Origin of the sequence: Rhizobium sp. CCGE531 (assembly GCF_003627795.1) — a bacterium.
GTDB lineage: Bacteria > Pseudomonadota > Alphaproteobacteria > Rhizobiales > Rhizobiaceae > Rhizobium.
Genome location: NZ_CP032684.1, coordinates 3091867 through 3112023 on the forward strand (window position 1 = coordinate 3091867; position 20157 = coordinate 3112023).

Annotated in this window: 24 protein-coding genes; 4 read left to right on the forward strand and 20 right to left on the reverse strand. The window is 60.7% G+C overall.

The features are described 5' to 3' along the window. Positions 1 to 100: 100 nt before the first annotated feature. The 9 genes from tilS to ybgC all read right to left on the reverse strand — a co-directional run bounded on the left by tilS (position 101) and on the right by ybgC (position 8405). Positions 101 to 1432: a tRNA lysidine(34) synthetase TilS gene (gene tilS, locus CCGE531_RS15075; protein ID WP_120664902.1), complete on the reverse strand. Its 1332-nt coding sequence runs from the start codon at positions 1430 to 1432 to the stop codon at positions 101 to 103. 5 nt (positions 1433 to 1437) lie between these two features. Next, positions 1438 to 2451, reverse strand: a complete 1014-nt coding sequence (ybgF, locus tag CCGE531_RS15080) for a tol-pal system protein YbgF (protein ID WP_120664903.1) — start codon at positions 2449 to 2451, stop codon at positions 1438 to 1440. A gap of 158 nt (positions 2452 to 2609) precedes the next feature. Beyond that, complete coding sequence (pal, locus tag CCGE531_RS15085) at positions 2610 to 3143, reverse strand: peptidoglycan-associated lipoprotein Pal (protein WP_120664904.1); 534 nt, start codon at positions 3141 to 3143, stop codon at positions 2610 to 2612. Between the two features lie 152 nt (positions 3144 to 3295). After that, the gene (tolB, locus tag CCGE531_RS15090) at positions 3296 to 4606 is read right to left on the reverse strand and encodes a Tol-Pal system beta propeller repeat protein TolB (RefSeq protein WP_205586502.1); all 1311 of its coding nucleotides are present in this window, start codon (positions 4604 to 4606) and stop codon (positions 3296 to 3298) included. Between the two features lie 14 nt (positions 4607 to 4620). After that, the gene (locus CCGE531_RS15095; protein WP_120664906.1) at positions 4621 to 5061 is read right to left on the reverse strand and encodes a hypothetical protein; all 441 of its coding nucleotides are present in this window, start codon (positions 5059 to 5061) and stop codon (positions 4621 to 4623) included. After that, positions 5061 to 6314, reverse strand: coding sequence for a hypothetical protein (locus CCGE531_RS15100; protein WP_120664907.1), 1254 nt, complete (start codon positions 6312 to 6314; stop codon positions 5061 to 5063). Before CCGE531_RS15100 ends, CCGE531_RS15095 begins: the two co-directional genes overlap by 1 nt. A 9-nt stretch (positions 6315 to 6323) precedes the next feature. Then, the gene (gene tolR, locus CCGE531_RS15105; protein ID WP_120664908.1) at positions 6324 to 6782 is read right to left on the reverse strand and encodes a protein TolR; all 459 of its coding nucleotides are present in this window, start codon (positions 6780 to 6782) and stop codon (positions 6324 to 6326) included. Between the two features lie 27 nt (positions 6783 to 6809). After that, positions 6810 to 7532, reverse strand: a complete 723-nt coding sequence (gene tolQ / locus CCGE531_RS15110) for a protein TolQ (protein WP_120664909.1) — start codon at positions 7530 to 7532, stop codon at positions 6810 to 6812. A gap of 417 nt (positions 7533 to 7949) precedes the next feature. Further along, positions 7950 to 8405, reverse strand: coding sequence for a tol-pal system-associated acyl-CoA thioesterase (gene ybgC / locus CCGE531_RS15115; protein WP_120666861.1), 456 nt, complete (start codon positions 8403 to 8405; stop codon positions 7950 to 7952). A 136-nt stretch (positions 8406 to 8541) separates the two neighbouring features. Between ybgC and CCGE531_RS15120 the strand changes: the two genes are divergently transcribed. From CCGE531_RS15120 to CCGE531_RS15130, 3 genes are read left to right on the forward strand one after another with little or no spacing between them, the layout of a single operon-like run. Continuing rightward, a complete protein-coding gene (locus CCGE531_RS15120; RefSeq protein ID WP_120664910.1) occupies positions 8542 to 9762 on the forward strand; it encodes an NAD-dependent epimerase/dehydratase family protein in 1221 nt (406 codons plus the stop codon). Continuing rightward, positions 9762 to 10625, forward strand: coding sequence for a glycosyltransferase (locus tag CCGE531_RS15125; RefSeq protein WP_245459157.1), 864 nt, complete (start codon positions 9762 to 9764; stop codon positions 10623 to 10625). The genes CCGE531_RS15120 and CCGE531_RS15125 overlap by 1 nt, the downstream gene beginning before the upstream one ends. Beyond that, positions 10622 to 11572: an NAD(P)-dependent oxidoreductase gene (locus CCGE531_RS15130; protein WP_120664911.1), complete on the forward strand. Its 951-nt coding sequence runs from the start codon at positions 10622 to 10624 to the stop codon at positions 11570 to 11572. The genes CCGE531_RS15125 and CCGE531_RS15130 overlap by 4 nt, the downstream gene beginning before the upstream one ends. Here the strand turns inward: CCGE531_RS15130 and CCGE531_RS15135 are convergent. The 8 genes from CCGE531_RS15135 to ruvC form a co-directional block, all read right to left on the reverse strand. Further along, entirely contained in the window at positions 11517 to 12080 is a 564-nt protein-coding gene (locus tag CCGE531_RS15135; protein ID WP_120664912.1) for a DinB family protein, read from the reverse strand. The two genes, CCGE531_RS15130 and CCGE531_RS15135, sit on opposite strands and share 56 nt — an antisense overlap. A 9-nt stretch (positions 12081 to 12089) precedes the next feature. Continuing rightward, on the reverse strand, positions 12090 to 12599 hold the full coding sequence (locus CCGE531_RS15140; protein WP_205586445.1) for an NUDIX hydrolase: 510 nt from the start codon (positions 12597 to 12599) through the stop codon (positions 12090 to 12092). A gap of 6 nt (positions 12600 to 12605) precedes the next feature. After that, positions 12606 to 13508, reverse strand: a complete 903-nt coding sequence (locus tag CCGE531_RS15145; RefSeq protein ID WP_120664913.1) for a metallophosphoesterase — start codon at positions 13506 to 13508, stop codon at positions 12606 to 12608. Beyond that, positions 13509 to 14549 carry a Holliday junction branch migration DNA helicase RuvB gene (gene ruvB, locus CCGE531_RS15150; protein ID WP_120664914.1) on the reverse strand — a complete coding sequence of 347 codons (1041 nt, stop codon included), beginning with the start codon at positions 14547 to 14549 and terminating at the stop codon, positions 13509 to 13511. It abuts the gene before it with no gap. Positions 14550 to 14702: 153 nt separating this feature from the next. Further along, positions 14703 to 15317, reverse strand: a complete 615-nt coding sequence (ruvA, locus tag CCGE531_RS15155) for a Holliday junction branch migration protein RuvA (protein WP_120664915.1) — start codon at positions 15315 to 15317, stop codon at positions 14703 to 14705. A 12-nt stretch (positions 15318 to 15329) separates the two neighbouring features. Further along, complete coding sequence (locus CCGE531_RS15160) at positions 15330 to 15743, reverse strand: type II toxin-antitoxin system VapC family toxin (protein ID WP_120664916.1); 414 nt, start codon at positions 15741 to 15743, stop codon at positions 15330 to 15332. A gap of 2 nt (positions 15744 to 15745) precedes the next feature. After that, the gene (locus tag CCGE531_RS15165; RefSeq protein ID WP_120664917.1) at positions 15746 to 15997 is read right to left on the reverse strand and encodes an AbrB/MazE/SpoVT family DNA-binding domain-containing protein; all 252 of its coding nucleotides are present in this window, start codon (positions 15995 to 15997) and stop codon (positions 15746 to 15748) included. A gap of 60 nt (positions 15998 to 16057) precedes the next feature. Beyond that, a complete protein-coding gene (ruvC, locus tag CCGE531_RS15170) occupies positions 16058 to 16570 on the reverse strand; it encodes a crossover junction endodeoxyribonuclease RuvC (RefSeq protein ID WP_120664918.1) in 513 nt (170 codons plus the stop codon). A gap of 192 nt (positions 16571 to 16762) precedes the next feature. Between ruvC and CCGE531_RS15175 the strand changes: the two genes are divergently transcribed. Continuing rightward, positions 16763 to 17761 carry an LLM class flavin-dependent oxidoreductase gene (locus CCGE531_RS15175; RefSeq protein ID WP_120664919.1) on the forward strand — a complete coding sequence of 333 codons (999 nt, stop codon included), beginning with the start codon at positions 16763 to 16765 and terminating at the stop codon, positions 17759 to 17761. Positions 17762 to 17829: 68 nt separating this feature from the next. Here CCGE531_RS15175 and CCGE531_RS15180 read toward each other — a convergent pair whose 3' ends face one another. The 3 genes from CCGE531_RS15180 to CCGE531_RS15190 form a co-directional block, all read right to left on the reverse strand. After that, positions 17830 to 18267, reverse strand: a complete 438-nt coding sequence (locus CCGE531_RS15180; protein WP_120664920.1) for a DoxX family protein — start codon at positions 18265 to 18267, stop codon at positions 17830 to 17832. Between the two features lie 104 nt (positions 18268 to 18371). Then, complete coding sequence (locus CCGE531_RS15185; RefSeq protein WP_120664921.1) at positions 18372 to 18833, reverse strand: tetratricopeptide repeat protein; 462 nt, start codon at positions 18831 to 18833, stop codon at positions 18372 to 18374. Between the two features lie 24 nt (positions 18834 to 18857). After that, positions 18858 to 19832 (reverse strand): MBL fold metallo-hydrolase, encoded by a 975-nt coding sequence (locus CCGE531_RS15190; protein WP_120664922.1) that lies wholly within the window; start codon positions 19830 to 19832, stop codon positions 18858 to 18860. Between the last annotated feature and the right edge of the window lie 325 nt (positions 19833 to 20157).

Consider the following 20157-nt stretch of genomic DNA (forward strand, 5'->3'; position numbering starts at 1 on the left):
GAAACTTCCGCCGCTTAAGCGACGGCATTACTTGATCCCTAACATAGGGTTGCGCCAAGCCGTTGCCAAGGCAAACCGCATCGCCGCATGTTTTTTCCGTCTATAGGACCGAAAGCGGCGGCCGCATATAGGCTTGGCGGCCAAAAGCGACTGAAAGCCGATCTGCAAATGTGAGGTCGAATCGTGTCAAAAAGCGGTCGAAAGGCGCAAGACGAGGCTCAACGGCAACAGATCCCGCCTTTGTCCCCGCTTCGGTCGCAATCAGCGGCATCGCTGCCCGGGCGCGCCGCACGGCCCCTTTCGGCAGATTCGATGGAAAAATCGTCGCATTCTCCGCTCCGGAGGCACTCACGCTAACCGGCGTCGGGCCGCAATTCCTTATCTCGAAGCGACCATCCCAATTGGCCTTTTTGCCTGATGGAACCGACAACGGTGCGATATTGCGACTTTCTCGCATGAGGTAAAGCCCATCGCGACGCAGGTCGAAGACCACGCCGCCGGCCGTGCGCCGGCCGGGATCAGTACCGTTCACAAATTCGAGAATACGCTCCATTTGCGCGCGCCCCGGCGCGTAGGTCCTGCCGCCGAAAACGGCGGCAAGGTAGGACAAGACATAGGCGACGACCGCTTTATCCGCCGAAAGGCCGGATCGGTCGACGGCACAAAGCGCATTCGCATGGATGGTGACGTGGTCGTCCAGCCATGCTGCCGCCTTTTCGGATAGCGCGGCGCGGCCGGCACCCTCATCTCCCGATAGCGATTCTACGGGATCCGCCTCAAGTTCCATGCGCGTACGCACGCGCTCGTATCTCATATCCTCGTTGCTGGGGTCATCGAGCCAGGATATGCCATGCATCTCGAGATAGGCTCTGATATCCACCCGCCGGCAGGCCAGAAACGGCCGGACAATCCAGATACGCCGGTCAAACAGCATCGCGTCGGCGATGCCGGTACCAATACCGCCCACGTCCTCCAGCAGGCGTTTGCGGCGCATGACCATGGTCTCGCGCTGATCATCCATAGTGTGCGCGGTGACGATGAGATTGGCCGAAATCTCCGCGGCGAGATCGGCGAGCAACTCATACCGTGCCTCGCGCGCCGCAGCCATGATGCCGGTCCTGGGCTTTTCACCCTCCCAGCGACGGGTAAAATGGGAAATGCCGCGCGAAGCGCAGAGTGCTGCGACCTCGCGCGCTTCGTCTGCCGCGGCGGCGCGCAAGCCATGGTCGATGGTCGCGGCGCTGAGGGTGATATCTCTAAAGGAATAGGATTTCAGCCGCTCGGCAAGGGCAATCAGAAGCCCGGTGGAATCGCTGCCGCCGGAAACGGCAATCAGAATATGAGCAGGTGTCGATAGGGACTGGAGGAATTCTGTCGCGGCGGCTTCTGGCATGAGGGCTGTGGCGCCAGCGGTCACAGCATCAGTGGACATGGCGCTCAGCAGGCAAGCCGCTTCTCTTCGCTGGCGACCTTGCCGGTTACGGCTTTCGAGGCCTTCGGGTAACGCTTGGTCACTTCGCGAAGCGTGGCGCAGGCCGTGTCCTTGTTATCAAGGGCAGCGAGCGACATGCCGAGCTTCAGGAGCATTTCCGGTGCCTTCTCGGAGCCGCTATATTTCTGATGCGCATTGAGGAAGGTCTTGGCGGCGTCGTTGTACTTGCCCTGGGAATAGAGCGCTTCGCCGAGCCAGAAATTCGCGTCCGCCGACCGTCCGCTGTTGGGATAACTGTCGATATACTGGCGGAACTCCTGTTCGGCGACACTATAATCGCCGGACAGGACGTGGCCGTAGGCAGCCTTGTATTGGTCGCCTTCATTGCCAAGGGAAGCAGTTTGCGTTCCCGAGCCGGCGCTCGGCGGCGCGCCCGAGCCATTGTTGCCCCCCGACATGGAGGAGCCTACCTGTTTGCCGCCCGGGTCGAACTGGATCGAACCAAGCTGGCTCGGCGGCTTGCCCGCGCCGCTTCCCTGTTGGGAAGCAGCAGCATTGTTCTGCGAATCGCCGATGACGCCAGCAATATCATCCTGCTGCGGGCTGCCGGAGCCCTGCGCCGGAACATCGGCCTCGCTCTTCTTCATCGCGCCGCCCGCCGCCGGCGTGCTGCCGCCGCGCTTTTCGAGCTGCTGGAAGCGGAATTCGTTGTCTTCCTGCGCCTTGCGGATCTGCTCCTGCATCTGCAGCAGCTGATAGCTCATTTCCTCGACGCGACCGTTCAGCTGGCGCATCTGGTCTTCGAGCCGCTGCAGGCGAACTTCGGCATCGCTGTTTTGAACATTGACGACCGGTGCCTGGCCGTATTGCGCTTGTCTCTGCGCATTGTTGGAAACCGACTGCGCGGAAGCATCGCGGCCTCCGAGGTGGATTCCAAACAGCGACAAGGCAGAAGCATCGCGCTCGCTACCTGCAAAGGCAGCGAGACAAAGCATGCTCGCCACGACAAGTTTTCTCATATGGATCGTCCTGTCTCATTGATTCTTCGGGCCGGAGGCTCGAACAGGAGATTTTTACAATTGCTCTCAAAAAGCAACGGAGTTCGGCCAAAGTGTGGTCAAAAAAGTAAAGGCGACCACGGGGGCCGCCTTTTGCATTTCCATTGGTCTTGCGACTATCAGGAGCCGGCGCCGTTGAGCACGGTGACGGCGCGGCGGTTCTGCGACCAGCAGGAGATATCGTCGCAGGTCGCGACCGGACGTTCCTTGCCGTAGGAGATCGTCTTCATGCGCTTGGCCGGAACGCCGCGCGAAGCGAGATAATCACGGGTAGCGGCCGCACGACGGGCACCGAGCGCCAGGTTGTATTCGCGCGTGCCGCGCTCGTCGGCATGGCCTTCAACGGTGATCGCATAGTTCGGATAGCGAGCGAGCCACTGAGCCTGACGGTCGAGCGTCTGGCCGGCGTCGGAACGGATCGAGGTGCTGTCGGTATCGAAGAAGATGCGGTCGCCGACGTTGACCGTGAAGTCCTGCGGCGAACCCGGAGTAGCATTGCCGGCACCGTTCAGGCCGAGACCGTTGGCATCGTTCGGCAGACCCTTCTTGGAGGCGCAGCCGGCCAGAGAAAGGCCAACGAAAAGCGCGATCATGATCGGGTTGCGTGCGAGGTTCTGCATGTGGCCAACGGCCGGGGTTGCGATGCGGCTCATGGCCGGTCTCTCCTTAAGTCTCTATCAGGGTTGCCAGACTGTAACCGGGTTCGGTTAATGCGATTCCAACAAATATGGTTAATGATGTCCTAAAATCGTCCCGAATGGGTCCACTCACAGGACTTTGCGGCGATAACGTGGCAAGCCCTTCACTACTCGAGAAGCGGCGACCATGCCGGGTCGGAAGCGAAGCCCGGGGTCGGGATCTTCTGTTCGTTATAGCCGGTCAGATCGATGGAATAGAGCTGCGGGCCGCCGGAGCCGGCCGGCTGGCGGAAGAACATGATGACGCGGCCGTTCGGTGCCCAGGTCGGGCCTTCATTGTGGAAGCCCGTGGTCAGCAGGCGTTCCCCGGAACCATCCGTCTTCATGACGCCGATCGAGAAGCTTCCGCCGGACTGCTTGGTGAAGGCGATGAGATCGCCGCGCGGCGACCAGACCGGCGTGGAGTACGAACCGTCACCGAAGGAAATGCGGCGCTGGTTGGAACCATCGGCACCCATCACATAGATCTGCGGCTTTCCGCCGCGGTCGCTTTCGAAGGCGACCTGCGAGCCGTCGGGCGAATAGGACGGCGACGTATCGATCGCGGCCGTCGAGGTCAGACGCGTCGTGGTGCGCGAACGCAGGTCCATCGTATAGATGTTGGCATTGCCTTCCTGCTGCAGGCTCATGATCACGCGCTGGCCATCCGGCGAGAAGCGCGGCGAGAAGGTCATGCCGGGGAAGTTGCCGACCAGCTCGCGCTGGCCCGTCTGCAGCTGCAGCAGATAGACGCGCGGCTGCTGGTTGGCGAAGGACATGTAGGTCACTTCCTGCCGGTTGGGCGAGAAGCGCGGCGTCAGCACCAGATCGCTGCCGTCGGTCAGCATCCGCACATTGGCGCCGTCCTGGTCCATGATGCCGAGCTGCGTCTTGCGGGCCGTCTTCGGGCCGCTTTCGGCAACGAAAACGACGCGGGTATCGAAATAACCCTTCTCACCGGTGATCTTCTGGTAGATCGCATCGGCAATGATATGGGCGACACGGCGCCAGTTGTCCGGCTGGGCAAAGAACTGCTGGCCGATCATCTGGCTGTTGCCAAAGGTATCCCAAAGGCGGAACTCGGCGCGAAGGCGGCCGCCTTCCTGCGTGACGCGGCCGGTCATCAGCGCCTGCGCGTTGATCGACGTCCAGTCCTGGAAGCGCGGGGTCGAATCCGGATTGGTGATCTTCTCGATGAAGGCCTGCTTGTTGATCGGAGCGAACAGACCCGAACGCTGCAGGTCGGCCGCGATCACGCCGGAGATCTGCTGGCCAAGGCTATCATTCGACAGAAGGTCGGTGATAGCGATCGGCATGGGCTGGACATTGCCCTTGTTGATGTTGAGCTCGACCACGGCATAGGCCGGGGTGGATGCCACAGCCATCAGGCCTGCTAGCACCAGCAGGAGACGGACGAAGGATTTTCTGATCATATGTATCAAGCCTTTCAGCACTAATTCGCTGGATCACTGGCATCGAAGTTAATCGTCACTTCTTTCCAGTCGTCATATTGATCTATTGGCAGGTTATTGAACGGAGCAGCCCGAAGCACGGCTCGCATCGCGGCAGCAGTCATGGCTTGCTGCGTTGCCTTGGGGCCGCCGGTCACGGTAACCTTCGGCTCACCGACAATCTCTCCGCTTCGGCTGAGCCTGAGATGCAGCCGGACGTGGACATGCTTCGCTCCCGCCATGCCAGGAGCGATATTCCAGTTCTTCGCGACGTCCTCGCGGATGCTGTTCGTAGCCAAATTTTCATGCGGTTGCACGGCGGCGGGGGCAGTGGCATTCGACGCGTGCGTCAACTTGGGAGCCGTCAACATCATCCCCAAGGCCATAAGCAGGCTGAGGCCAATGTGCGGACAGTGATTCGTCGTAGACTGCAATCCCAGCATCACAGCCCCAAGTCCCTCGGATCGAAGTTGAGCACCAGCTCGTTCCAACCATCCGCGCCGTCATATTTATCCGGCGGCAACAGCCCTCCGCCGTTCACTTCCTTCTGCAAATCGGTTCGGCTCTTTAACACCGCACGCTCGGCCGCACCCCTTAGGGCTTCCTGTGTCGTGGCCGGCCCGCCGCTGACGGCAACTTCCGGTGCGCCAACAATCTGACCTGATTTGTCAAGACGAACATGAACTTTGATCCTGACATCGCTCGCCCCTTCCATGCCGGGGAGAACGTTCCAGTTCTTGGCAATTAGATCGCGCAGACCGTCCTTTTGGCTCTGGCTAAGCTTACCTCCGCCCAGCGATCTCATGCCGCCGCGCGAAGCGACCTGCGCATCGGCACCGGCGGAAGCCTGCTGGGACGAGCGCTTCGCACCGCCCTTCGACGATGTGTTGTTCAGCATCGCCGAGATGTCATCGGCGTTGAAATCGCTGGCGGGCGACTTGGCTCCCTTGGGCGTCTCGCGCTTCTTGTCAGCATCCTTCTTGCCGTCATCGGCCGAGGTGGTCTTGCTCGTGCTCTGCGTCGTCGTCTTGTCCGTCGGCTTTGCTTCGGCGACCTTCACGTCCGGCTTCGGCGCCGGCTTGACCTCCGGCTTCTGCTCGGCAGTCTTCGGCGGCGTCGGCTGCGGCTTCACATCGGGCACAGGAACATTGTTCGGCACCGGAATTTCGGCCTGCTGGGTCGGCTGTTCAGTCGGCGGCGGGGTCGGCGTCGCATCGGCCTTCGGGGTCGGCGGCGTAGGATCAGGCTTCGCCGTTGGCGTCACCTCCGGCTTCTGCTGCGGAATGGCAGCCACTTCCTTCGGTGCGGCCTCCGTTTCCTTCTGCTCGATCGTCTTGACGTCGTTCGGCCGCGGATCGTCCTGCGGAACGGGCGCATCCACCTTCTTCGGCGCTAACGCCGCGGTATCGCTCTCCGGCCTTTGGGTCGGCACGACCGGGTTCTTGATATCGACTTTGTTCTCGCCGACATTCTGGGCGTTGGCGACCTGATCCTGTTTCGTGGTCTGCTTGCGCGAGACGTGATCCGTCACCGGCGCCTTCTTCTCGCCCTGCTGGAGCTGGTCCGCCGTCACGATATCGACATCCATCGCCGTGCTTTCCGGCGTCTCCAGCGGCGCCGGCGCACTCAGTGTCACCATGGCGCCGATCAGCACCAGGATATGAATGACAGCTGATGTAGCAATACTGCGCTTCATGTCGGTTCGTCAGTGATCCGTTATCTGCTGCGTGACCAGGCCGATATTCTTGTAACCGGCTTCCTGAATGCGTGACATAACGTCGGCGATGACGCCGTAAGGCGCTTTCGCATCGCCCTTTACGAAGATGCGTTCGCTATAGCCGGTGGTGGCGATCGCCTTCAGCTTGTCCGCGATTTCGGTGGCTTGAATCTGCGATTCCCCGATGAATACCTGACCATCGGCCTTGATCGAAATCGTGATGGGCTGGGTCTGGGCGTTCAGCGCGCCGGCCTGCGTTTGCGGCAGGTCGATCGGCACGCCCGATGTCATCATCGGTGCCGCCACCATGAAGATGATCAGCAGCACGAGCATGACGTCGACCAGCGGCGTCACGTTGATCTCGGAGATCGGGCCGCCCCGGCCGCCGCCACGACGACCGCCCCGGCGGCCACCGCCGCCACTCTTGCCTCCAACAGACATTGCCATGTGTATTACTCCGGTCCTGTCCGCTACTTACTGGGCCGCCTGGCGAGGCTGCAGCTTCTCATCGATCTGGCGCGAAAGGATGGCGGAGAATTCGTCCGCGAAACCTTCCATGCGAGCCGAAAGCTTGCCGGCATCGCCAGAGAACTTGTTGTAGGCGATAACCGCGGGAATAGCGGCGACCAGACCGATGGCGGTTGCGAGCAGCGCTTCGGCGATACCCGGAGCGACAACCGCGAGGTTGGTCGACTTGGAGCCCGCGATCGCCTGGAACGAGGTCATGATACCGACGACGGTGCCGAACAGACCGATGAACGGACCGGCCGAACCGATGGTGGCGAGCGAGCCCAGGCGCGCGATCAGATGTTCCGATTCACGCGCCAGCGTCACGTCCATGGCGCGGTCGATGCGCATCTGCAGGCCGATCGGCGAGCGGGCGCCGCGCTCGAAGGACTTCTTCCATTCGCGCATGGCGGCGACGAAGATGGCGCCGAGGCCGGTATTGTTGCGCTCCGAAAGCGTGCGGTACAGCTCTTCGAGCGACTGGCCCGACCAGAAGACCTGCTCGAAATGATCGAACTGTCTGCGCGCTCGCGCATAGCTCAGATATTTGTCGATGACGATCGCCCAGGTCCATACGGACGCTGCCAGCAAGCCGATCATGACGAGCTTGACGACCAAGCCGGCCTGCATGAAGAGCGACCAGAGCGTGATGTCCGGTGTGGTGGCCGCCGCCAATGCTACTTGTTCCATTGATCCAAAATCCCCGAATCCAAACGCCCGGCGCTAGACCGGGCGGCTAAAAGTGATCTCACAAGAATTGTTTGGCAGCCGCCGCTGAACGCCCTGGTCAAGCCTTCCAAGCTTACAACTGCCTTCTTGCCGTCAAATTTGGTCAAAGGAAGGCGTGCACCGCACAAACTCCGACATAACCAGTAAGACACTATTATGGTTAAAAGAATGTTAGCGTCGAAACATGAAGAATTTAACGGCGGCGATGGCTATTCTAGCTCCCGGGAAGAACTGACCGGACGAAACCGGCGGCAAACGCAGACAAATCTTGCGCGGCTAATTCCTTCACATAAAACTCAAGTTATTGCAAGCAGCCTGTTTTCAATCGTAATATCTTTGCTCGCGGCCACCTGGGCCGTGAACACGCCAAATCCTTGGCTAGCCGGCGCTTTCCGATGCCGCCAGCATTTGCGCCGCGAGCTTTTCCGGCAAGCGGCGCGGCCGTCCCCTCGCGTTGATCACGGCGATGATGACCTTGGCGGCGATCAGCAATGTATCACCGCGCCGTATCTCCTGGGACAGCACCATCTTGGCGCCGCCGGCCTTTTCCGTGACCGTGCGGATCGTCAGCACGTCGTCCATGCGCGCCGGCCCCCTGAAATCGATCTCCATGCGGTGGACGACGAAAACCAGCCCTTCTTCATCGGCATTCAGGAGCTCGCGCTGTTCCACGCCGAGACAGCGCAGATAGTCCGTGCGCCCGCGCTCGAGGAAATGCAGGTAGCGCGCGTGATAGACGAGGCCGGAAAAATCCGTATCTTCGTAATAGACTCGCTGCATCAGCCGGTGGCTTCCGGCTTCCAGTTCCCCAGCTATCAGAAAGGGGCTGTTCATCGTTGCCGCATCTCCTTGTATGTCCGGCACCTCTTTGGCCGAAGTTCCGCCATCAAGCAAGCTTTGAACAATTGTCATAGACTCCGACTATCCGGAATGGTGCCGGACAGCGGATCGGCGCAGAAGGAAGCACTTCATGAAAATTGCGGTAATGGGTGGTGACGGATTCATCGGTTGGCCAACCTCGCTCCATCTCTCCGACGCCGGTCATGAGGTCCACATCCTCGACAATCTCTCTCGCCGATGGATCGATACGGAGCTCGGCGTCCAGTCGCTGACGCCGATGGATTCGATCCAGGAACGCACCCGCATCTGGCACGCCGAAACCGGCCGCCGCATCCATTTCAACCTCATCGATCTCGCCAAGGACTACGAGCTTCTGAAGAAGTGGCTGGCCGAGCACCGCCCCGACGCGATCGTACATTTCGCCGAGCAGCGCGCCGCCCCCTATTCGATGAAGAGCGACCGCCACAAGAACTACACGGTCAACAACAACGTCAACGCCACCCACAATCTCCTGAACGCGCTCGTCGAACTCAATCTCGACGCGCATCTCGTGCATCTCGGCACGATGGGCGTCTATGGTTATTCCACGATTGGGGCCGCCATCCCCGAAGGCTATCTGCCCGTTGGCATCGATACCACCGACGGCCGCACCGTCAGCCAGGAGATCCTTTACCCCGCCAATCCCGGCTCGATCTACCATATGACGAAATGCCTGGATCAGCTGCTGTTCCAGTTCTATGCCAAGAACGACGGGCTCAGGATCACCGACCTGCATCAGGGCATCGTCTGGGGCACGCATACCGAGCAGACCCGCCGGCATGAGCAGCTGATCAACCGTTTCGATTACGACGGCGATTATGGCACGGTGCTGAACCGCTTCCTCATCCAGGCGGCGATCGGCTATCCCTTGACGGTGCACGGCACCGGAGGCCAGACCCGCGCCTTCATCCATATTCAGGATTCCGTGCGCTGCATCGAGCTGGCGCTGAAGAACCCGCCGGCCCGCGGCACTCGCGTGGAAATCTTCAACCAGATGACGGAAACACATCGCGTCCGCGATCTCGCCGAAATGATCGCCAAGACGAGCGGCGCGGAAGTCGTCCGTCTGCCCAATCCGCGCAAGGAAGCGCCCGAGAACGACCTGATCGTCAAGAACGACAAGTTCCTCGATCTCGGGCTGGCGCCGATTACGCTCGAAGCCGGTCTTCTCAGCGAAATCGTCGACGTCGCCAGGAAATATGCCTATCGCGTCGATCGATCGCGCGTTCCGGCCATTTCCGCCTGGACCAAGGATCTCGCCGCGACGGTCAACCATGACCCTGAGGGGAAGAGGTTGAAGTCCGTGTCATGATGCCGGGAAGCGAAATGCTGCAGGGGTTGCGGCCTCACAGCCGCCCCCGTGCCGGGCAGGCATTCGTGACGCTCGTCACGAATGCCGATTACGCCATGGGTGCGGTGGCTTTGGCGCGCTCCATCGTTCGCAGCGGTACGAAGGCCGATATCGTCGTGCTCCACACGGCGGGGGTCAATGAAGACGACCTTGCCCCGCTGTCCGCACTCGACTGCCGGCTGGTCGAAGTCGAACACCTGCCTTTGTCGGACGGTTTCAACGAGCGGCATGCCCGCGGCAATGTTCACGCCGCGGCTCCCTTCACCAAGGGCCGCAAGCCCTCCTTCCACACGCCGCTCGATAATTTCTGCAAGCTGCGGCTCTGGCAGCTGATCGAATACGACACTTGTGTCTTCATCGATGCGGATGCGCTGGTGCTGAGGAATGTCGATCGGCTCTTCGACTATCCGGAATTTTCCGCTGCGCCGAACGTCTATGAAAGCCTCGCCGATTTCCATCGGCTGAATTCGGGCGTCTTCGTCGCCAAGCCTTCGCTTGCGACCTTCCGGCATATGCTGGAGAGCCTCGACCGTCCCGACGTCCTCTGGCGCCGCACGGACCAGACCTTTCTCGAGACCTTCTTCCGGGATTGGCACGGACTGCCTGTATTCATGAACATGCTGCAATATGTCTGGTTCAGCATGCCCGCGCTCTGGGATTGGAACAGCATCTCGATCCTGCATTATCAGTATGAGAAGCCCTGGGAGGAAAACCATCCCAAGGCTGAACAGCTCAGACCGCTGATCGACCTGTGGTACAGCTTCCATACCGGCCGAAACATGCCGGATATCGCCACGCTGGCAAATCCGAAAGCTGCGGCATGAAAGCCTTGATTTCAGGCGGAACGGGCCTCGTTGGCCGATACATCGCCGAGGAGCTGCTGTCGGCCGGATACAAGGTTGCAATCTGCGGGCGCAATCCGCCGCCGGCCAATTTCTTTCCGCAGCCAGTCTCCTTCGTCCCCTTGGGCCTTGATCCCACAGAAAATCAAAGCTGCGCGTTCGACGACGCCTATTTCTTCGTCCATGCGGCCTTCAGCCATGTCGCCGGCAAATATCGCGGCGGCGAAGGGGAAGATCCGCAAAGCTTTCGTCGCCTCAATCTCGACGGCTCGGTCAAGCTGTTCGAAACCGCCAGAAAGGCCGGCATTCGCCGCTGCATCTTTCTCTCCTCCCGCGCCGTCTATGGCGATGGCATTGCCGGAGAGGAACTGACCGAAGCGACCAAGCCGATGCCGAACACGCTCTACGGCGAGGTGAAGCGCGACGCCGAACACGCACTTTTCTCCTTGTCCGCACCCGGCTTTGCGACCGCAAGCCTGAGGGCGACGGGCGTCTATGGCGGCCTGCGGCCCAATAAATGGGACGATCTGTTCGACGATTATCTGAACGGCAAGCCGGTTCCCTCGCGGGCAGGAACCGAAGTTCATGGCCGCGACCTTGGCCGCGCCATCCGGCTCTTGCTGGAGACAGAAGCGGGCCGGATTGATGCCGAGGCCTTCAATCTTTCGGATATTTTGACCGACACGCGCGAAATCCTGGGGCATCTTCAAGGCGCAACGGGCTGTCCCCACGCGCTGCCGGCGCCTGCAGCGTATGGGGCCAACGCCATGAATACGTCGAAGATCCGCGCGCTCGGATGGAAAGGCGGAGGAAAGGCGTTGCTGCAGCAGACGATCGAAACGCTGGCGAAGACGGTGCCGCCGCAGGTTGACCTCAGCGCATCAGTTTCGTTTCGTCCCAACCAAGTGCGGCCAATTCCTCGCCCCTGAACCGCGCATCGTCGGCGACGATGAATTCATCGAGCTGCGGCGGCGCGACGCTGGTTCCGGCAAGCATGGCATGGACCTGCCCACGATGATGCGTCTGATGCTGGGACAGATGGTTCAGCACATCATCCGCCCTCTCCCGCTGGGTGCGGCCGCCGCGTTGGATATCGATGATTCGCATCGCGGTCTCCGGTGTCAGCGCCTCGCAAAAAACCACCAACCGGCGATCGACATCCGCCTGCTGCCTAGTCAATTCGTCCAGGCGATCATACGGCTCCTCGATGTCGAAAGCCTTCAGGCCCAGCGTGCCGCCTTCGAGCGCATCGACATAGAACCAATCGACGGTCAGGATGTGATTGAGGGTCGCCTTGATCGATGGAAAGAAACTGACCCGCTCGGCTTCGAATTCGCCCGGCTGCAATGCCGCGCAGGCACGATGCAGGCGGACATTCGCCAAGGAATTGTTATAGGCAAGCTTGCGAAAGCTGCGAACCGGATCGAAGGCGGCCATCAAATCCCCCTAAGCCTTGTCGAGATCACCGTCCCGCCAGACGAGATGGCGGGAGGTCAGCGGCAGGTTTTCGATTTCCTCGGCGATGAAATAGGGCGGGATGTCGAGTGCCACCAGCGCCTCTCGCGTCGCCCGCACCCATTTGAATTCCAGATCGTTGTCGCCATCCTGAATGCGATGCACGATGTCCTTAGGATCGAAGGGAAATTCCACGGGAATATCCATCAGGTAGTAGAGGCCGAGCTCATGCCAGTCCAGCTGCTCATAATGGAAGAAATTCTCGACCGACCACAGCAGGCGCCGGACCGTAACGTCAACGCCGATCTCCTCCATCATCTCCCGCCGCAACGTCTCTTCCGAGGTCTCGCCGATCTCGGCGCGGCCGCCGGGAAAAGTCCAGAAGTGCTCGTGTACGGCACGATGCACCAGGACATATCCGTCCCGAAATCCAAGCCCCGCAACGCGCATCTGGAAGCGCGCACGGCCAGAATTTAATCTGATGTGTTTGCGTTTCGGCATGATCCCTTACCCCACATCGATTACGACGATTTCAGGCGGAACGCCGAGGCGGACCGGCGCGATGGAGCAGCCGAGGCCGCCGGAAACGATGATATGGCGCTCCTCCTCGACGATATGGCCATAGACATACCGGTCACCATAGCGCGAGGGCGAATAGGGCGACCAGCCGAAAATCCTCACCTGCCCGCCATGCGTATGTCCCGAAAGGGTGAGCGAAACGCGCTGGGGAACGTTGGGAAAAATATCTGGCTCGTGCGCAAGAAGGATCACGGGCGCATCGTCGCCGACCTGCGCCAGCGTGCCGCCGAGATCGTCAAGTCCCCTGGTAAAGGGGCGCTTCCAACGCATGCTCCGGCGCAAAGCCAGCTGATCCTCGACGCCGGCGAGCCAGAAGGCTTGTCCGTCCTTCTCCAGGCGCGCCGCGCGGTTGGAATAGACTTCTATGCCGGCAGCTTCCAATGCCCGGTGGCTGAACGTTGGTCCGTGGCCGGTTCTTTGCGCGGTCGAATCATGCCACCAATCATGATTGCCGACGATGGCGTGAACGCCGAGCGGCGCCCGCAGCTTTGCCAGTTCTGCCGCCCATAGGCGGTGATCGACCCGGGCGGTAATGAGATCGGTTCCCGACGTATAATCGCCGAGCAACAAAATAATGTCGCCGCCGAGTTGGTTTGCGCGGGCACAGATCGACGCGATGCGCTCGGTGCTCATCCACGGTTCGCAGGCATGGAAATCGGCAAGCGCCACGATCCTGAGCTTCAGCCCCTGCGTCCATCCCGGCGGGACCAAGGCGTAGCGGGTGACATTGAGACGGACGACCGGCTCATACCCGAAGGCATATCCCCCAAGTGCCATCAATCCGAATATGCTGCCGCCGAAAAGCTTCAAAAAGGCACGACGGCCGAGCATTCAATCTTCCTCCCGGAACAACCCGAACTGTGCGGCCTCCAGATCCTTGGGCGGCTGCATGCCGAGATGTTTCCAGGCGATCGCGGTCAAAACACGGCCGCGGGGCGTACGCTGGATGAAACCCTGCTGGATCATATAGGGCTCGATAATATCCTCGATCGCATCGCGTGGCTCGGAGAGGCCGGCGGCAATGGTTTCGATGCCGACTGGACCGCCCCCGAAATTGACCGCGATCATGTTGAGATAGCGTTTGTCGAGCTGATCAAAGCCGACATTGTCGACGAGAAGCCGCGTCAGGGCCTCGTCGGCAACCTCGCGCGTCACCGCTTCGGCCTTGGCGACCTCGGCGAAATCGCGCACGCGCCGCAGCAGCCGGCCGGCGATACGCGGCGTACCGCGCGCACGGCGCGCGATCTCGCGCGCGCCTTCATCCGTCATGCCGAGACCCATCAGCCGCGCACCGCGCCGAACGATCAGCTCCAGCTCCTCGACCGTATAGAAACTCAGCCGCACCGGGATGCCAAAGCGGTCCCGCAACGGCGTCGTCAGCAGGCCGAGACGGGTGGTGGCGGCGACTAGCGTGAACTTGGCGAGATCGATCTTGACCGAACGCGCTGCCGGTCCCTCGCCGATGATGAGATCGAGCTGGAAATCCTCCATCGCCGGATAGAGGATCTCCTCGACGGCCGGATTGAGACGATGGATCTCGTCGATGAAGAGCACGTCGCGCTCCTCGAGATTGGTGAGCAGCGCCGCAAGATCGCCCGCCTTGGCGATGACGGGGCCGGAGGTCGAACGGAAATTGACCCCGAGTTCCTTCGCCATGATCTGCGCCAGCGTCGTCTTGCCGAGGCCGGGCGGACCGACGAACAGCACATGATCCAGCGCCTCGCCGCGCCCCTTGGCCGCTTCGATGAAGATCTTCAGATTGGCGCGCGCCTCTGCCTGGCCGGTGAATTCGTCCAGCGATTGCGGCCTGAGCGTCACATCGATGTCTTCGCCCCGCTTTTCCGGCGATATCAGACGTGCGGCTTCACTCATGTCAGAGGTTCCATTCCCGGTATGCGTTTTGCGGCTCCCGCGCCGAAGGCGGTATCAAACCCACCACATCAAAAATATTTTTTGACGAAGGAACGCCGAAGCTCGATCCCTCGACTTTGCGACAATAGTAAGGATTGCGGAAGGTGCAAAGCCTCACCGCGACAGTTCCTTGAGGCCGAGCCGGATCAGCTTGGCGCTATCGGCATCCTCGCCGGCCGCCTTCATCGCAGCTGCGACGGCATTGGCGGCCTGATCGCGCGAATAGCCGAGATTGGTCAGCGCCGAAACGGCGTCGGCAACGGGTGCAGCGGCAACCCCTTCGCCCAGCTCCTGCTTGAGCCCGATATTGATCGCATCGCCGGCAAGGGCCGGCGCCTTGTTCTTGAGTTCGGTCACGATGCGCATGGCCACTTTCGGGCCGACGCCCGGCGCCCGCGAGACGGCGGCACGATCCTGCAAGGCGATCGCATTGGCGAGCTCAGCCGGCGTGAGGGTCGACAGCAGGGCGAGCGCAACTTTCGCTCCGACACCCTGAACCGTCTGCACGATGTTGAACCATTCGCGTTCCATGGCTGTCATGAAACCAAAGAGCCGGATCTGGTCCTCGCGGACGTAGGTTTCGATGAAGACAACGCAGGCCTCGCCGACGGAGCCGAGCTTCGACAGCGTGCGCGCCGAGCAATAGGCGACATAGCAGACGCCATGGACGTCCACGAGCACATAGTCCTCGCCGATCTCTTCGATTGTGCCTTTCAGCTTGCCGATCATGGGTGATGTCCGTCAGGGGTGGGTTTCGGGAGAGATGAGGTCAAGCGAGGGAAAGTAGACACGGTAGCCCTTGGGATCTCGCGTCAATATGGAATAGCCGCGCACCGCAGCGTGTGCGCCGATCAGAAAATCAGGAAGAATGCGTTCTCTCCCGCCGCCAGCCTGACGATAAACCCGAAAAGCCGCCGCTGCGGCGAAGGCTGCTGACCAGGGCAGGCTTTCACGGCGAAACTCGCTTTGCGGCAGCAGCTCATCCACTCGATCCATGCTGCTGTAACGCACCGAGAATTCCGCATAGATAATGGGGTTGATGACAACAGGCCCTCGCTTGAAAGCGGAGAAAACCTGGCCGCTGGACCAGCCATGCCAAGCTGAACCAGGTATCGCCAGATCAACCAGCACATTCGTGTCGACGATGGTGACCATGATTACCGGTCACGCGTCATCGACATCAGCGCTTCGGCGTCGATATCCTGATCGCCGGTCCCTTCCAGGCGCTTGAGAGTGGCCATGAACCGATCGAGCCGCTGCCGATCCTCGATTTCCCGCTTACCATTCTTGGGCGAAACGACCAGCTTTCCATCCTCGATGGAAAATATGACTTCGCTGTTGAGCTCTATGCCGGCCAACTCGCGCAAGTCACGAGGGATGGTCACCTGTCCTTTGGATGTCACACGCATTCCTGCTCTCCAATCTCGCGGTAAGAATTATCATTACCACAAGAACAAGTCAAGAACAAACTACCCTGCCAATGCCGCCTGCCGCAGCCGGCTGGCGCCGCGGTTATGGGCATGGCAGATGGCGATAGCAAGCGCATCGGCCGCGTCGTTGCCCTTGAACTCGGCCTTGGGCATCAGGATTTTCAGCATCATATGGATCTGCTGCTTTTCGCCGTGACCGACGCCGATCACTGCCTTCTTCACCGCATTCGGCGCATATTCCGAAACAGGCAGGCCGGCGCGAGCCGGGACCAGCATGACGACGCCGCGCGCCTGTCCGAGCTTCAGTGTCGCTACCGCATCCTTGTTGACGAAGGTTTGTTCGACCGCCGCCTCATCCGGCTGATAGCTGTGAACGATATCGGCAAGCCCGTCATGCAGCTGGCAAAGACGGGATGCGAGATCCATGTCGCCATCCGACGTCACGGTTCCCGATGCCACGAAACGCAGGGAATTACCGAGCGTATCGATGATACCCCAGCCGGTGCGGCGCAGGCCTGGATCGATGCCGATGATGCGAATCGTATTCTGCATGGGGTCAACCTATCTTTCAGGCCTGACATGTGCCAGAAAAATGTGAACAAAACAAAAACAAGACACAGTTTGCGCCTCTGAGCGCCACGCCGAAAACATCGTGACGAAATTGCGGCGACAGGGTTTGGAATGAGCGGCCGGCACTCCTACATGTGGAGGCAACCCTCCCGTCCACCACGCAGGTTTCTTGCCATGGTTCCCTTTTCCATCCTCGATCTTTCGCCCGTTGCCGAAGGCAGCACCATCCGCCAGTCCTTCGACAGTTCGAAGCGCATGGCGCAGAAGGCGGAAGAGCTGGGCTATAACCGGTTCTGGCTCGCCGAGCATCACGGCATGCCGGGCGTCGCCAGCGCCGCGACATCGGTCGTCATCGGCCATGTCGGCGCGGCAACCTCGCGCATCCGCATCGGTTCGGGCGGCGTCATGCTGCCGAACCATTCGCCGCTCGTGATTGCCGAGCAGTTCGGCACGCTGGAAGCCCTGTTTCCCGGCCGCGTTGATCTCGGCCTCGGCCGCGCGCCGGGCACCGACATGCGCACCGCGCAGGCCCTGCGCCGCAATATCGAGGCCGGCGCGCAAAGCTTCCCCAACGATATCGTCGAGCTGCAGCATCTCTTCAGCCCCGCCGACGAGAACCAGATCATCCTTGCCGTTCCCGGTCATGGCGCCAATGTGCCGATCTGGCTCCTCGGCTCCAGCCTCTACAGCGCCCACCTCGCCGGCATGCTCGGCCTGCCCTATGCCTTCGCCTCGCATTTCGCGCCGGAAGCACTGTTCGATGCCATCGGCATCTACCGCGAGCGCTTCACGCCATCGGCCACGCTCGGCAAGCCCTATGTCATGGTCGGCGTGATGGGCGCGGTGGCCGACACGGATGAAGAGGCGCAATATCACTTCACCTCCGCGCAGCAGCAATTCGTCAATCTTCGCCGCAACGTGCGCGGCCCCTTCCCGCGCCCGCGCAGCGACATGGATGATTTCTGGACGCCGATGGAAAAGCTGAACGTGGAAAATACGTTGCGCTACGCCGTGGTCGGCTCGCCGGCAACAGCCGAAACGAAGCTCTCGCAATTCATCAAGGACACCGAGGCCGATGAGGTCATCATTTCGATGCCGATTCACGACATCGAGGCACGCTTGAAATCGGTGGAGCTGTTCGCGACACTTCCAAGCTTCCAGAAAGTGTCCTGATTTTCCAGAAAAGGAGAATATCCGGTGAGCCGATTTCGTATATCCGGCTCACCGGATGACGGACGGGCTCAAGCCACGAGCCTCGTCTTCCAATGACGCCGGATGAGCATGTCCAGGGACAGCTTGCCGGCGCCGGCGACGATCAGCGCGAACATGCCGCCCGAGATCGCCAAATCCTTTTCGAAGTGCAGCAGCTCGTTGTGGCTGGCAAAGTTCGTGTGAAAGAGCATTGCCGTCAGCAGGCAGAACAGCCCGAGGCCGAACGCCGCCAACCGGGTCATCAGACCAAGCGCAATGGCGAGACCCGCGCCAAGCTGCAGCACGATGGTTGCAATCGCGACGGGGGCCATGACGCCCAGTCTGGCCATGGCATCCAACGCATTGTCGAGATTACTGGCAAGCTCGATGCCCTCTTCCAGGAAGAGCAACGACAGTAGTATGCGGCCGAACAGCAATGCCATATCGGTCATATTGACAAGAACGGCACTCTCCTCTTCGAATTCCATGGCCTATCTCCTTCCCATCAAGATCCGCGCGGCTTCCGATCCCGCCCGGCGGCATCTCCACGACTCGGTCGAATGGAAATGCCGCCGGATCGGTTGAGGCCGAGTTAGTTGGTTGCCTTGGCGGTAATCGCCTTGGTCAGGTCCTCAAGCTCTTCGCAGCCCGCTGGGCAGAGCTTGGTGAGCGCGGCAAGCTGCTCGCGAGCCTTGGGCATTTCGCCGGTTTCGACATAGAGTTCGCCGAGATATTCGTGCGCACCCTTGTGATCCGGCTGTAGTTCCAGGGCCTTGGTGTAGTAGGTCAGCGATGTCCGGAAGTCGCCGGTCTTGCGCAGGGTGAAGCCCATCAGGTTGTAGACATCGGCCTGCTGATGCTCCTCGGCAATGTCGCGAAGCTCGGCGAGCGCGCCGGTATAATCCTTCGCATCGATCTTGGCACGCACCGAGGTCAGATCCGGCGCGTCGGTCGATTCCATATTGTCGACGGCAAAGGCGACGCCTGCGGTGGCGGCCGGAAGGATGGTGACGGCACACAGGCCGGCGAACCCGAAAATGGCATATTTGAACATGGTCTTGCTCCTCTGTTTGGCCGTTCAGGCCTGGATGGTGGGGGTGAATCCGTAGGTATTGCCGTCCTTGACGAAGGTGCCGGAGCCCGGGAACGGGAAATGCGAGCCGCAGATCCTGATCTTGTCGGCAATGACGCGATCGATCAGCTTGCGGCGGGTTGCAACGGCCATCGGACCGTCCTGGTCGTAAGCGCCTTGCCATTCCGGATGCGGGGCGAGCAGCGCCGGCACATACATGATGTCGGCCGAGACCATCAGCTGCTCGCCGCCGCCGTCGACGAGGAAGATCGAATGGCCCGGCGTATGGCCGGGTGCCGCCATGATGCGCACGCCCGGTGCCACTTCGGCACCATCATCGACCAGCTTCCAGTTCTTCCATTTCGGGAAGACGGAGGCGATGCGCCGGCCGGCCTCCTTGCGGCCCTCCGCCAGCTTGTCGACGCGGCCGGGATCGGTCCACCAATTGTATTCGGCCGCGTTGACGATCAGCTCGGCATTCGGGAAGACGGCCTCATTCGTTCCCTTTTCCATCAGGCCCCAGACATGGTCCGGATGGAAATGCGAGATCATGATCGTATCGATCTTTTTGTAGTCGATGCCGGCGGCGGCCATGTTGGCCGGCAGATGCGTGGCATTGGTCTGCCATTGCCCGACACCCGAGCCGGCATCCATCATGATCTTGCGCCCGCCGATATCGAGAACGACGACCGTCAGCGGAATGGGCATGAACTCCGTCGTCAGGCCGGCCTTGGAGAGTGCTTCCTTGGTGTCGTCGACGGAAGCATTCTTGATGAAGGCCGGGTCGTGCGGCTTGCGCCAGATACCGTCATAGACGGCCGTGACCTCGATCGAACCGACCTTGTATTTGTAGAAGCCGACCGTCGGCTCCAGCGGTGTTGCGGCAAAGGCTTGCGGGATGAATTCGAGCTTCGACGACAGCCCGAAGGCTGCCGCGGCGGCGGCCGTGCCGAGCACGGCGCGGCGGGTCATATCAAACATCGCACTATCTCCTCAGGGTTATGGCTTTCGGGCCAAGCGGAGGTCGCGAGTGATCGCGGCCATCCGCTGAGGAAGAAGATCGGCGGTCGTGGGTACTTATTCCCCGCAGCACGCGGAATTCTCGCAAGCTATTGAAATATATTTGATTATTTTAGCGAACATGGATTGAAACGATGGAATGGCGCGCATCCGCTTTTCGCGCCCGCGAATTTTTGTATTCGATCGGGAATAAAACCTGCGCGAGCGCGATCTAGCCTTTCAGGCAACATTGCAAGCGCCCTATCCGAAGCTTACAGTCGGCATCGGCGTTTTGCGGGGATCATGA